The 13,557-nt window shown below is 66.2% G+C and carries 13 protein-coding genes; 4 read left to right on the top strand and 9 right to left on the bottom strand.

The window, feature by feature from the left end:
* Positions 1-19: 19 nt before the first annotated feature.
* Complete coding sequence (locus M2432_RS06235; RefSeq protein WP_280825898.1) at positions 20-223, bottom strand: cold-shock protein; 204 nt, start codon at positions 221-223, stop codon at positions 20-22.
* Between the two features lie 301 nt (positions 224-524).
* Here M2432_RS06235 and M2432_RS06230 point away from each other — a divergent pair, with 301 nt between their 5' ends.
* Both M2432_RS06230 and M2432_RS06225 read left to right on the top strand, forming a co-directional pair.
* A complete protein-coding gene (locus M2432_RS06230; protein ID WP_280825897.1) occupies positions 525-2,882 on the top strand; it encodes a DEAD/DEAH box helicase in 2,358 nt (785 codons plus the stop codon).
* Between the two features lie 362 nt (positions 2,883-3,244).
* Positions 3,245-4,303: a PAS domain-containing protein gene (locus M2432_RS06225; protein ID WP_280825896.1), complete on the top strand. Its 1,059-nt coding sequence runs from the start codon at positions 3,245-3,247 to the stop codon at positions 4,301-4,303.
* Between the two features lie 24 nt (positions 4,304-4,327).
* Here the strand turns inward: M2432_RS06225 and M2432_RS06220 are convergent, their stop codons facing one another.
* From M2432_RS06220 to ssd, 7 genes are read right to left on the bottom strand one after another with little or no spacing between them, the layout of a single operon-like run.
* Positions 4,328-4,669, bottom strand: a complete 342-nt coding sequence (locus tag M2432_RS06220) for an Rv3654c family TadE-like protein (RefSeq protein WP_280825895.1) — start codon at positions 4,667-4,669, stop codon at positions 4,328-4,330.
* 25 nt (positions 4,670-4,694) lie between these two features.
* Positions 4,695-5,036, bottom strand: coding sequence for a TadE family type IV pilus minor pilin (locus M2432_RS06215; RefSeq protein WP_280825894.1), 342 nt, complete (start codon positions 5,034-5,036; stop codon positions 4,695-4,697).
* Positions 5,033-5,236 carry a DUF4244 domain-containing protein gene (locus tag M2432_RS06210; protein ID WP_280825893.1) on the bottom strand — a complete coding sequence of 68 codons (204 nt, stop codon included), beginning with the start codon at positions 5,234-5,236 and terminating at the stop codon, positions 5,033-5,035. Before M2432_RS06210 ends, M2432_RS06215 begins: the two co-directional genes overlap by 4 nt.
* A gap of 51 nt (positions 5,237-5,287) precedes the next feature.
* A complete protein-coding gene (locus M2432_RS06205) occupies positions 5,288-5,860 on the bottom strand; it encodes a type II secretion system F family protein (protein ID WP_280825892.1) in 573 nt (190 codons plus the stop codon).
* Complete coding sequence (locus M2432_RS06200; RefSeq protein WP_280825891.1) at positions 5,857-6,660, bottom strand: type II secretion system F family protein; 804 nt, start codon at positions 6,658-6,660, stop codon at positions 5,857-5,859. The genes M2432_RS06205 and M2432_RS06200 overlap by 4 nt, the downstream gene beginning before the upstream one ends.
* The gene (locus M2432_RS06195) at positions 6,657-7,820 is read right to left on the bottom strand and encodes a TadA family conjugal transfer-associated ATPase (RefSeq protein WP_280825890.1); all 1,164 of its coding nucleotides are present in this window, start codon (positions 7,818-7,820) and stop codon (positions 6,657-6,659) included. Before M2432_RS06195 ends, M2432_RS06200 begins: the two co-directional genes overlap by 4 nt.
* On the bottom strand, positions 7,817-8,887 hold the full coding sequence (gene ssd, locus M2432_RS06190) for a septum site-determining protein Ssd (RefSeq protein ID WP_280825889.1): 1,071 nt from the start codon (positions 8,885-8,887) through the stop codon (positions 7,817-7,819). Before ssd ends, M2432_RS06195 begins: the two co-directional genes overlap by 4 nt.
* A 569-nt stretch (positions 8,888-9,456) precedes the next feature.
* Between ssd and M2432_RS06185 the strand changes: the two genes are divergently transcribed.
* Positions 9,457-10,245 (top strand): HAD-IB family hydrolase, encoded by a 789-nt coding sequence (locus M2432_RS06185; RefSeq protein WP_280826165.1) that lies wholly within the window; start codon positions 9,457-9,459, stop codon positions 10,243-10,245.
* Positions 10,246-10,706: 461 nt separating this feature from the next.
* Here M2432_RS06185 and M2432_RS06180 read toward each other — a convergent pair whose 3' ends face one another.
* Positions 10,707-11,450 (bottom strand): oxidoreductase, encoded by a 744-nt coding sequence (locus M2432_RS06180; RefSeq protein WP_280825888.1) that lies wholly within the window; start codon positions 11,448-11,450, stop codon positions 10,707-10,709.
* A gap of 117 nt (positions 11,451-11,567) precedes the next feature.
* Between M2432_RS06180 and acs the strand changes: the two genes are divergently transcribed.
* Entirely contained in the window at positions 11,568-13,544 is a 1,977-nt protein-coding gene (gene acs, locus M2432_RS06175; RefSeq protein ID WP_280825887.1) for an acetate--CoA ligase, read from the top strand.
* The last annotated feature ends 13 nt before the right edge of the window (positions 13,545-13,557 follow it).

Genomic DNA, 13,557 nt, shown 5'->3' with positions numbered 1-13,557 from the left:
TTCCTGGCGTCTGTGTGTCTCAGACGGGACGAACGTTCAGAGCCTGCGGACCCTTCGGGCTCTGCTCGATCTCGAAGTCGACCTTCTGATTCTCCTCAAGGGTGCGGAACCCGTTGGACTGAATCTGCTTGTAGTGGACGAAGACGTCGCCGCCGCCGCCTTCCTGCTCAATGAAGCCGTAACCCTTTTCCGGGTTGAACCACTTCACAGTCCCCTGTGGCATTTGTCTTTCGTTTCCTTCTTGTTACTGCGGGTGCGGTCCATCGAGTCTTCCGATGTACCGGGCCCGTTCCGACCGCCATACCAACGCGTGAGTCGCCGGAACTACCGGACCTACAACCCTCCCGAAGGAACCGCGGCCGCAACGTCGTTCCTGCGGGTGCTCACACACGAACACAGAAGCTGCGACCGCCATTAGTCAACCACGTTCAGGGCTCCCGCGACAGCTCAACGGCAAACCTATGGTTAACAATTCATCAGAGGACGATGCACAGGGCAGAACCCCATCTCCAGAAGGGTTTACGGTGACGCACGGGCAGCCCGATGCCGGGGACCAAAACTTCGGGCGCGAGCTTCTATCGTGCGCGTTGGACGGCACCGACCCATCCGAGCGGCCACTACGTCATGTGACCGACATTTCGCCCCGGCAGGCGCGATTATTTCCCTGGCCCCCTTGGGTCGGTCCCGACGTGACGCAGGTTTTCGCCAACCGTGGAATCGCCCAACCGTGGTCGCATCAGGTGGCCGCGGCCGACCTGGCACATGCGGGTCGGCACGTGGTGATCGCGACGGGTACCGCATCGGGAAAATCCCTTGCCTACCAGCTACCGATCCTGACTGACCTGCAGAGCGACAGCCGCGCCCGGGCACTGTATCTGTCCCCGACCAAAGCCCTCGGACATGACCAACTCCGCGCCGCGCAGTCGTTGTGCGCCGCGATTCCCGCCCTCACCGACACGGCACCAAGTGCGTACGACGGCGACAGCTCTACGGATGCAAGGCAATTCGCCAGGGAACGGTCTCGCTGGATCTTCTCCAACCCGGACATGATCCATCTGTCCATGCTTCGCAACCACGCCCGATGGGCGGTGTTCCTGCGCAACCTACGGTACCTGGTGGTCGACGAATGTCATTACTACCGAGGAATTTTCGGCTCAAACGTGGCAATGGTGCTGCGGCGGCTGATGCGGCTGTGCGAGCGGTACGGCTCTAGCCCAACTGTCGTCTTCGCCAGTGCCACCACCGCCGCACCGGCACATACCGCCTCAGAGTTGTTGGGCCAGAGCGTCACTGCGGTCACCGAGGACGGCTCCCCGCATGGCGGCCGCACCGTGGCTCTGTGGGAGCCTGCGCTGCTGACCGACCTGATCGGCGAGAACGGCGCTCCGGTACGCAGATCCGCGGGCGCCGAGGCCGCGCGGGTGATGGCCGACCTGATCGCCGAGGGGGCCCGGACGCTGACGTTCGTGCGGTCCCGCCGAGGTGCCGAGTTGACCGCGCTCGGTGCTCGCGCCCGCCTCGAAAACGTGGCTCCGGCGCTGGCCCCCCTGGTGGCGTCATACCGGGCCGGCTATCTGGCCGAGGACCGCCGCGGCCTGGAACATGCCCTCGCGGAAGGGGAACTGCGCGGACTGGCCACCACCAATGCGCTGGAACTCGGGATCGATATCGCAGGCCTCGACGCGGTGGTGCTTGCCGGCTTCCCGGGCACCGTGGCGTCGTTCTGGCAGCAGGCCGGACGGGCCGGCCGACGCGGTCAGAGCGCATTGATCGTGCTGATCGCCCGGGACGACCCGTTGGACACCTACCTGGTGCACCACCCGTCGGCACTCCTGGACAAGCCCATCGAGCGGGTGGTCATCGACCCCAACAACCCTTATGTCCTCGGCCCGCAGTTACTCTGCGCTGCAACAGAATTGCCGTTGACGCCCGCGGAAATCCGAAACTGGGAAGCCGAGGCCGTGGCGGAGTCTCTGGTTGACGACGGATTGCTGCGCAAGCGGCCGGGGGGCTTCTTCGCGGCACCCGGCGTGGACCCGCATCCCGCGGTCGACATCCGCGGTTCGATCGGCGGCCAGATCGCCATCCTGGAGTCAGACACCGGCCGGATGCTGGGCAGCACCGGCGCCGGCCAGGCCCCGGCGTCGGTACATCCCGGTGCGGTATATCTGCACCAGGGTGAGACGTTTGTGGTGGACACCCTGGATTTTGAGGCCGGCGTTGCCTTCGTCCACCCCGCGGACCCCGGCTACTCCACCTCGGCTCGCGAGGTCACCGACATAGCCGTGACGGGGACGGGCGAGTTGCGCCGGTTCGGGCCGGTGACGGTCGGCCTGGTGCCCGTATCGGTGTCCAACACCGTGGTCGGCTATCTACGTCGTGGATTGGACGGGGAGGTCATCGATTTCGTCGACCTCGACATGCCGACCCGCACCCTGGAAACCATGGCCGTCATGTGCACTATGACTCCGGAAGTGCTGCTGGACAACGGAATCGATCAGCTGCTGGTACCGGGGTCGCTGCACGCCGCCGAGCACGCGGCCATCGGCCTGCTGCCGCTGGTTGCCAGTTGCGATCGCGGCGACATCGGCGGGGTATCGACTGCGTGCGGACCCGCCCCGGGTGATTTATCCGGTTTGCCAACGATTTTCGTCTACGACGGCTATCCCGGCGGAGCCGGATTTGCCGCCCGCGGATTTCGGGAACTGAGCACGTGGTGGGGCGCAACCGCAGCCGCGATCGAGGCATGCGAATGCCAGCACGGATGCCCGTCTTGTGTGCAATCCCCCAAGTGCGGCAACGCCAATGATCCGTTGGACAAGGCGGGTGCGGTGCGAGTGCTTCGCCTGGTGCTCGACGCCGTGGCGAGCCACGTTATGTAACGCGTGGCGAGCCAAGTCATCTAACACGTCATGCAACCGGTGACGGACCACGGGCCCTGGGCCCGCGCGGAAACGACCTACCCCTCGACGGTCGCCGTCCACACCGCGTCTCACGGTATAGCGCCAGATAGCACTAAAACGTCAAGACACACAGGCGAAGCGGCGAACGGCCGGACAACACGATCCGTTCCCAAGTCCCGGCCAGCCGGGCGCAGTGGCAAAGTACCGCCTGCCCGGCGTCGGCGCAAGATTTATCCGCAAAACAGTTCGATCTGGATGGCAAAGGGAGATCAGGCCGTCACGCCGAGCGAGCAAACCATTGCGCCGGACGGGCCGCGCACGGGTGCAGATAAGCTACCGACATGACCCAGGAGTGGCTCCTTGTCGAAACTCTCGGCGCCGAGCCCGCGGTGGTTGCCCAGGGGCGGCAAACCAAGAATCTGGTGCCCATAAGCGCGTTCCTGCGCCGTAACCACAATCTGATGGCCATTCAGTCCGCCATCGGGGAAACGGTGCGCGGCGGCCAACCGCTGACCAGCATCACACCCAAGAGTGATCGGGTGATCCGGACTGAAGTCGTCCAGATGACCGACGGCCGGATTCACGGTGTGCAGGTGTGGGTCGGTCCACCCGATGTCGAGCCGCCCGAGCGGGTCATCCCGGGCCCGCTCATCTGGAACCTGACCGACGGCATCGCCACCGATACCCCCGAATCGCTATCCAACAGCGGCCTGAACCCAGAGACCGAGGCGACTCATGGGCGGGCATTCGCCGAGGACATGCCGGCCCGTGCACTCAATCCGAATGAGGCGCGGGTCATCTCGACGGTGATCAATCCTGAGGTCGGCCAGACATTTTGCAGCGCGTGGGACGTGACTGATTTTCAGGGCAATCCGATCACCGTCGGCTTCGTCGCACGAATTCTGACCGAGACCACAGACGACGGGCGCGAGCGATTGATCTGCCGGGCAATGAACTGGCGCAGCGTCCGCGACGAATCTTCGGCCGCCGCACCCGTTGATCTGGCGCAGCGCATCGTCGACGGCATGTCGCAGCCGGGAGTGCACCGCGCGATGGTCGACCTGGACAGCTGGAAGCTGATCAAGTGGCTCGACGCGCCATGCCCGTTCTTCGACTGGCGTCCAAACGATGAGGCTCACCCCGTCGTCCACCCCGACGAGGTCAACGAAATGGCAGCAATGACTGTGGAATTCGGCGCCGGCCCGACCGCGCGGGTGCTTCGATTGCGCGCGCACGACGGCGGGTGGACGTTGATTCACGTCACTGCGCACCGGATCGAGGTTGCCGAAAACACCTTCGCAGGGATGTTGTCGTTGCGACTGCCCACCGACGACGAGCGGACAGTTGCAGAGGCCAGGATCGCCGACGAGAAAACACCAGACGGTGACGAATCCACGTGACACGGCGCAGCACGACGTGCCACTTCATGGCGTTCCATTTGCCACTTGGGGTCCAGCACGCGCCTGACCATGAGCGTCACCGAGAGTCCAACGGCCAAAGCGGATCCCGAGGTCAACGTCGACAAGCACATCGAGTTGACGCACCGTGCAACTGCTGACCCGTACTCCCATCGCCTCTGCGATCGAGGATGCCTGGCCACAAGCTCCGGCAGCGCCGCCTGCCAGACTGCCCGCGGCCGCCAATGCAGCCAGATCCGCGGCGGCCTGGGCCTGGTGCCGACCGATCACTGCCGCGCCGACCGCACCAGCTCCCGTTGTGAGTGCGATCAGCACGGCGATCAGTGCCACCGTCATCACAGTGGCCACTCCGGCGTCGCCGGGCAGAGCCTGGTCAAACCCCCGGCTCAGGCGCCGCGACCGCCTCTGCCCGCAGTACGACTCCTGGCAGCAGCGGAGCCCGGGCGGTGACCCGCGCGACCACGCGGCCACCGTCGTGCCGGACGTCGACGACGGCACCCGTGGGTCCGATGCGCCCGGCAACCTCCGCGGCGCGCACATCACCTCGGGCCGCCAGCCGTGCCGCCTCTCGCGCGGCGTCGACGCAGCGGACCTGCGACGAAATTGCCGCCAGCCCACCGAAACAGAGCACCGCAACCACCACCAACCCCGCGACGGCGAATGCTGCCTCCACGGTGACGCCACCGGAATCCCCACGCAACGACGGAGAAGTCACTTGGTGGTCAGTGCACGCGCGATGATGTTGGTCAAGGCGTTGACTATCGAGTCACCCGTGACGACCGTGTACAGAATCGCTCCGAAGGCGGCCGCAGCCACGGTCCCGATTGCATATTCAACGGTGGACATGCCGTCCTCATCAGACAGCAGTACCGCAACTCTAGCTGACAGCAGCGTGCGAAAACCTTTGTATCTCATAGTTTTTCCTCCCCATTTCTACATTTGACTCCGACACCGAGCCGGTATCGGTCACAGCACTCCTGAGCGCAAGACATCGTCAGCAAGACCAGCAACAACCGGGACGATGCCCAGACACACGAACGCCGGCAGGTAACACAGCCCGAGCGGTCCGGCGATCAGCACCGCGGCACGTTCGGCCGCGGCGTCGGCAGCATCGGTCACGTCGGCCCGAGCCTGCTCGGCAAGTTCAGCGACGCCACGTGCCAATGCCGCACCGGAGGACGCTGATCGCCGTGCGAGCCGCAGCAGTGCCTGCACCTGTGGGCCGGCCGAACCCGCAGGCTCAGCCCACGCGGTTGCCGGAGCTGCGCCCAGCGCCAGTAGTTCCGCGGCCCGACGCAGCACCTCGCCAAGTTGTCCTGGTGCCGACGTTGCTGCTGCCGCGGCCGCGCTACCGGTTGCCATTCCGGCCGACAGGCAGGCAGCGAAGACATCGAGGCTCGACGGGACCGCCAGCGGGTCCTCCCGTCCAGCCGTGGTCCACGGCTCGGCCGCCAGGTCGGCGCAGGCGCGCAGCCGCTGGTGACCGGGAGCCGGCAGCAACACTAGAGCCAGCGCCAAAAGTAAAGCCGCACTGATCATTTACCGGCCGCCCGCCCGATGATCTGGTCCGACCACAGCAGCCCCAGACACGACAGCACGACACCAACGACCAAAACAACGCCGCCGGCACCACCACCGAACAGGAAACTCAGCGGACGCGCACCGATCAGCTGCCCGAGGAGCAGGCCCAGCAGCGGCAGCCCGGCCAATACCCCCGCAGTAGCCCGAGCGCCAGCCATCGCCGACTCGATCCGCGATGAAAAGCGTTCGCGGGCAACGATGTCGCGCTCGCCGGCACGCATGAGAGGCGATATGGCCAAACCGTGATCCCGGGCCAGCGCCCAGTACACGGCCAGTCGCTGCCAATGCACGGGCAGTTCCGCGCGTGCCGCGACCGCGCACAATCCGCCGGCGACGTCCGCTCCCAACCGAGCGCGCGCCGCAACCTCGCCCAACGCAGAGGCCACCGGCCCGTCGACCTCCCGCGCAGCGGCCTCGAATGCGGCGACCGGGTGCGCGCCCGCGCGCAGTTCACCGACCAGGATGCTCAACGCCCCTTGCAACGACGCGGCCTCCCGCGTGCGCTTTACCTTCCTACGGGCGCGGCGCCTGCGCACCGCCAATGTCGCCACCGCCGCGGCGGCTGAAAGCGCAGCAGGCACCGGTAACGCGACCGCTGCCACCAGGGTCGCCAACGTAGCCAGACCCGAGCCGGCACGACCGTGGCCGAGGGGAACACGCCTGTGCCACAAAGCCTTCCGGCTACCCAGCCGTGACGAAGCCGAGGCCTGCGGTGCCACCAACAGCGCACAGGCCAGTACGAGCGCAGCGGCACTCACAGTGCACCCCAACTCGACAGCAGCTCACGCAGCGGCCCCATACCCGGCCCGTCTCCGCGACGGGCATGCCACGCACTCGACGCGCTGACCATGGCACCCGGTCCAAGCTGCAATACCGCCACCTCGCCAAGGTGGCGCCGACCCGTACTGTCGCGACAGGTATGCAGGACCACTCGACACGCTGCCGCAAGCTGGCTGTGCAGCGCAGCGCGGTCCAACCCGCCCAATGCCGCCAATGCCTCGAGTCTGGCCGGAACCTCGCTGGGGCTGTTGGCATGGACGGTGCCTGCTCCGCCCTCGTGCCCGGTGTTGAGAGCGGCCAGCAGGTCCACCACCTCGCCGCCACGGACCTCGCCGACAACGATCCGATCCGGGCGCATCCGCAGTGCCTGCCGAACCAGGTCACGGACCGACACATCGCCGACCCCCTCGACGTTGGCGGCGCGAGCGACCAGGCGAACCAGATGTGGATGCGCAGGTGCCAGTTCGGCGGCGTCCTCGACGCACACGATCCGCTCGCCAGGATCGACGGCACCGAGCAGCGCCGAGAGCAATGTCGTCTTGCCGGCGCCGGTGCCACCGGAGATGAGAAACGCCAGCCGGGCATCGATGATCCGGTCGACTAGTTCGGCGGCCGGTGGCGCAATCGCACCGGAGGAGACCAATGACGAAAGGTTCTGGGACGCCGGGCGCAGTACGCGCAGTGAGAGACACGTCCCCGCCACCGCGATCGGCGGCAGGACCGCGTGCAATCGGACGCTGAACTCGCCGCCCAGACCGCCGAGTTGACCGTCGACCCACGGCTGGGAATCGTCGAGCCGGCGCCCCGCCGCCAAGGCCAGCCGCTGCGCCAACCGCTGCACGGCTGCTTCGTCGTCGAATTGAATGTCGGTGCGGCGCAATCCGTTTCCGTCGTCGACCCACACCTGGTCGGGGGCACTGACCAGGACATCGGTGGTGCCGGGCGCACGAAGCAGCGGCTCCAGGATGCCCGCACCGGTCAACTCGGTCTGCAAGAGGCGGAGGCTGGACAACACTTCGGTGTCGCCGAGCACGCCGCCGGATTCGGCTCGGATGGCCGCGGCCACGGCACTCGGCCCCAGCAGACCGGGTTGCGCGGCCAGCCGTTCGCGGACCCGGTCGACCAGCGATGCGCTCATGCTGCCGCACCCGGCTGTTGCCGCAAGGCCCCCAATACCCGCCGCGCCGCGGCCACCAACGGCGACCGGCCGCCGAGCTGCAGTCCGCCTTCCTCAAGGGCGGCTGCCAACCGTGCCTCGGCGCGCATTGCCGCCAGCAGCGGCAGCCCTAGAATGGTCGCCATCTCCGATGCCCGCAGACCACCGGGCGCGGGCCCGCGGACCACCAGTCCGACATTCGGGTTGACTCCTGCGACCCAACCCGCGACTGCGCCGGTCGCCGCGCACGAACGGACATCAGCCGGACAGACCACAGCCACCAGATCGGCAGCGACCAAAGCTGCCTCGGCCACCACTGATGCCTGTCGAGGCAGATCGCAGATCACCGTCGTACCGGCTCTGCTGCCCGCATCGACAACCGCAGCCAGCGCACCTGCATCCACCTCCGCGCCTCGCCTGCCCAATGACAGCACCGAGACCCCGCGCCGCGTCGGAAGTGCGTCACGCAACGCCGAATAGTTCAGCCGGCCGCCCTGGACCGCCAAGTCAGGCCACCGCAGCCCGGAATCCTGTTCGACCCCCAACACCAGATCAATGCCACCGCCCCACGGATCGGCATCGACAAGCAGAGACGCCCCCAAGGCCTGTGCCGCCACCTGCGCCAATGCGACAGAGAACACCGTTGCGCCACCCCCACCGCGGCCTCCAATGACGGCCACGACCGGAGCGTTACGAGCACCGGATGCCGGGTCAGCAATTTCAGAGAGCAGGCTGACCAATTCGGTCTCCTGGCCCAGCAACGTGATGACCCGCTGGGCGCCGACCGCGATCGCCACCTCGAACTCGTCGGCCTCGGGCTCCTCGGAAAGGACCAACACAACATGTTGCCGACGGGGCAGGCCCAGGTCGCGACAGCGCCGCGCAGCCGCGACGTCTACCAGCACCGCCGAAGCGCCGGTCCACACCATCCGCCGCGATGGCGGTTCTTCGGCATGGACCACGCGGATGCCGGCGGCCGCGGCGATCTGGTCGATCTCGCCGCGTAAACCCGGATCCGCCACCAGGGCGAGCACACCATTTGTCGTCACGTCTTCACCGTGGCGCGCGGCGCCGGAGCCCCGCCAGACCCGAATCCCGATCTGTGGATGGATCGTGAACTGTGGATGAACTGGACCCACCCCAGGCGACCGTGAAGAAACCCATTACCAACGGCGGAAATCAGATTCCGCAACTTTCGCGGGTACTGCGAATCACATCCGACACGCCCTATTAAGCGAGCCTGAAGGGAGCGGCAAAACTGCCGGAAGGACCGTCAATAAACGTGGAATGCCCCACAAAAGGGACGACCCCCGCCAGGGGGGGAGGAGGCGGAGGTCGTCGTGGATCAGCCCCGGGGGGTCGGGCTGATGCACACCCGGCGCAAGCCGGGTAATGCCCACTATACACATGTCAACCAGACACTGCGCAACTGTTGATTGGCTGGGAGAGCCGCGTATCAGCACCGGAATCACCGTGGTCTGTTGTCGCCAGCGACCGACACCCTGCCGCCGTGTGCTACGGCCAACGAACGCAACCCTATGCTGGAGTCGTGACCGCATCTGATCCGGACACCCAGGCCGGGGCCGCGCCGCGGCCCGACACCCACACCACCGGACCGATTCGCACCGCCGCGTTCTTCGATTTGGACAAGACGGTGATCGCCAAGTCCAGCACGCTCGCTTTCAGCAAACCTTTCTTCAATCAGGGACTGCTGAATCGGCGGGCTGTACTCAAGTCCACCTACGCGCAGTTTCTGTTCCTTATGTCGGGCGCCGACCATGACCAGATGGACCGCATGCGCACCTACCTGACCAACATGTGCACAGGCTGGGACGTCGAGCAGGTCAAATCCATTGTGTCCGAGACATTGCACGAGATCGTCGATCCGCTGGTGTTCGCCGAAGCGGCCGAACTGATCGCCGACCACAAGTTGTGCGGCCGTGACGTCGTGGTGGTATCGGCGTCGGGCGAAGAGATCGTCGACCCGATCGCCCGCGAACTCGGTGCGGCGCATTCGATGGCGACCCGCATGGTGGTCGAGGACGGCAAGTACACCGGCGAGGTCGCGTCCTATTGCTTCGGGGAAGGCAAAGTAGAGGCCATCCGCGAGCTCGCCGCGCGCGAGGGCTACACCCTGGAGCACTGCTACGCCTATTCGGATTCCATCACCGACCTGCCCATGCTGGAAGCCGTGGGCCATCCGGCCGTCGTCAACCCGGACCGCGCGTTGCGCAAGGAGGCAGCCACCCGCGGCTGGCCGGTGTTGACGTTCATTCGTCCGGTGTCGTTGCGCGACCGGTTCTCTGCCCCGTCAGGTGCCGCGATCGCGACCACACTGGCTGTGGGCGCCAGTGCCGTTGCTGCCGGCTTCCTGACCTATTCGTTGATGCGCCGACTGGCCATCTGACCACCACCCGAGAGCTCGGCCTACAGTCCGGTTATTGGTTGCTAGAACCTCACGCGTAACAATCGCGAATCGCCGCCCGATTGACTCTTGATGTGACCGCAGTCACGGAGTACAAAGGAAGCACGGAAGCCCCGGAGGCCAAGGTCGAACCGGAAGAGAAGGTTCGAACTCCTGAAACGGGCGTCCCAGCACGGAACCCGGTACCCACGCGGAGCACATGCCGCGACAATGGTAGAAGTGTTGCGGGCCTGCGTAATTGCGAAAAGCGAACGGCTAAATGGATTCCTTGGGTGGAGTTGTAGCCGCAGCGCATTGTTAGAACGCCGAGGCCACCCACGCAACCCACAGAAGCACGCATGGTAACCGGTATTCCGTGCTAGCGGGCGGCGAGCCGAGTCAGATTAAATCTGACGACGGAGCGCCGCCTGCTTTTATGTCTGCACCTTTGCTGACACTCCGGGCTACTTGGCGGCCTGCGCAATCGACAGTGCCTCCCGCGCACCGGCATGCAGGCCACGGCTGCTGCAAATCAGCCACGCCGCCAGACCGTCAGCAGTCCCTGATTCGAAACCCCGTGCGGCGGCGCGATATTCATTGACTTGGCGCATCCAGTACATCTCCGGAACGCCCAGCCCGTGCGGGTCCAGACCACTGGCGATGGTGATCAGCCGCGACACCGCACGCGCCACCACACCGTCAGCAACCCCGAACGGGGCCAACGTCAGCAGCTCGCCATGAGCGACGGCGGCCAGCACCGTCGCCGGCACCTTGCTTCCGCCGCCCACCACCTCGCCGAGCAGTTCCAGCCGTCGGCCGACATCGGGGTCGGAGCGGGGCCGACCAAGCTTGTCGTCGTCGGTCAGATCCGCGGCGGCCAGCGCATGCAGCCGGGCCATGGCCTGCATTGGCGCCCGCTGCCAGACCCCCACCAGGCTCGTCGCGCCGCCTTCCAACGCCTCGGCCACCCGCAACGCCCCGGCCAGCACCCCGTCGGGATCCCCATCCTCGGCGAAACTCAACGAGCCACCATCCAGCACCGACGATGCCCGAGCCGCCCTCATCGACGCCTCGGCAGCCGTCGCCGGCCAACCACGCAAGTTGGCCTTGTGCCGGTGTGCCCGGCCCAGCGCCTCGCGGGCCTCGTCCCCGGCCTCGGCGACGCCGGGGAGGTCAGCCAGAGGAGCCAGCGGGTCAGGTGCAGCCACGACCGCACACGGTAGCCGCCCCAGGACTGATATCCCAGTTCGGCGGTCATCGCCAGATGACCACCTGATGGTGACTACCAACGTGCATGCAACCTGTGAGTGACTACGCTCACAGCCATGACACAAGATACCGGTCTCGTTGTCGGCACCGCCGATGACGAGGTGCCGTCTGCGTACCCTCCCCCCGCCGCGTTCGCCGCGCAGGCCAACGCCACCGCCGCACTGTACGAACAGGCCGCCGCCGACCGGCTCGAGTTCTGGCGCCAACAAGGACAGCGATTGTCCTGGGCCACACCTTTTACCGAAGTTATGGACTGGTCACAGGCACCGTTCGCCAAGTGGTTCGCCGACGGGAAATTGAACGTTGCCTACAACTGCGTCGACCGCCATGTCGAGGCCGGCAACGGCGATCGGGTCGCCATCCAATGGGTCGGCGAACCGGTGGCCGATGAGCGTGCCATCACCTACGCCCAACTCAAGGACGAGGTCTGCCGGGCCGCCAACGCCCTGACAGCCCTGGGCCTGCGGGCCGGCGACCGCGTCGCCATCTATATGCCGATGGTGCCCGAAGCCATCGTCGCCATGCTGGCGTGTGCGCGCCTTGGCCTGATGCATTCGGTCGTCTTCGCTGGATTCTCGGCTTCGGCGCTCAAGGCGCGCATCGATGATGCCGAGGCCAAGCTCGTCATCACCACCGACGGGCAGTACCGGCGCGGCAAGGCGGCCTCACTCAAGGACGCCGTCGACGAAGCAGTCGCAGATGCGCCGAGCATCGAGCACGTGCTGGTGGTGCGCCGCACCGGAATCGACGTCAACTGGACCGAGGGCCGCGACCTGTGGTGGCACCAGACCGTCGACCCGGCCTCGCCCGAGCACACCCCCGAAGCATTCGACGCCGAGCAGCCACTGTTCCTGCTCTACACCTCCGGCACCACGGGCAAGCCCAAGGGCATTGTGCACACCAGCGGCGGCTTCCTTACCCAGGCGTCCTACACGCACTACAACGTCTTCGACATCAAGCCCGAGTCCGACGTGTTCTGGTGCACCGCCGACATCGGCTGGGTCACCGGGCATACCTACATCACGTACGGGCCGCTGTCCAATGGCGTCACCCAGATCCTGTACGAGGGAACGCCCGCCTCACCGACCGAACACCGGCACTTCGAGATCATCGAAAAGTACGGTGTCACAATCTATTACACGGCTCCCACGCTGATCCGCACGTTCATGAAGCTGGGTCGGCAGATCCCAGCCGCGCATGACCTGTCCAGCCTGCGCTTGCTGGGCAGCGTCGGCGAACCCATCAACCCCGAAGCCTGGCGCTGGTACCGCGAAGTCATCGGCGCCAACAAGACCCCCATCGTGGACACCTGGTGGCAGACCGAAACCGGCTCCATGATGATCTCGCCGCTGCCCGGTGTGACGGCCACCAAACCCGGCTCGGCGATGACCCCACTACCGGGCATCAGTGCCAAGATCGTCGACGACGAGGGCAAGGAACTGGTGCCCGGCGCCGATGACGAGGAACACGTCACCGGCTACCTGGTGCTCGATCAGCCGTGGCCGTCGATGCTGCGCGGCATTTGGGGCGACGACGAGCGTTTCAAGGAGACCTACTGGTCCCGGTACGCCGAGCAGGGTTGGTACTTCGCCGGCGACGGCGCCCGTTACGACTCCGACGGCAACATCTGGGTGCTGGGCCGCATCGATGACGTCATGAACATCTCCGGACACCGCATCTCCACCGCCGAGGTGGAGTCCGCGCTGGTCGGGCATGCCGGGGTGGCCGAGGCCGCCGTCGTCGGCGCCAGCGACGACACCACCGGCCAGGCGATCTGCGCATTCGTCATCCTCAAAGAAAGCGCCCACGGCGGTGCCGACAACATGATCGATGAACTGCGCGCACAGGTGGCCATGGAGATTTCGCCGATCGCCAAGCCACGGGAAATCCACGTGGTCCCCGAGCTGCCGAAGACCCGCAGCGGCAAGATCATGCGGCGTCTGCTGCGTGACGTCGCCGAGGGTCGCGAACTCGGTGACACCTCGACGCTGGTGGATCCCACCGTGTTCCAGGCGATCCGGGCCAGCAAGTAGCGAGACTGGCTTC

The organism is Mycobacterium sp. OTB74 (genome assembly GCF_029892685.1).
In the GTDB taxonomy this organism is placed as follows: Bacteria; Actinomycetota; Actinomycetes; order Mycobacteriales; family Mycobacteriaceae; genus Mycobacterium.
Note: the sequence above shows the minus strand (reverse complement) of the source record. Positions and strands in the feature narration are given on the sequence as shown.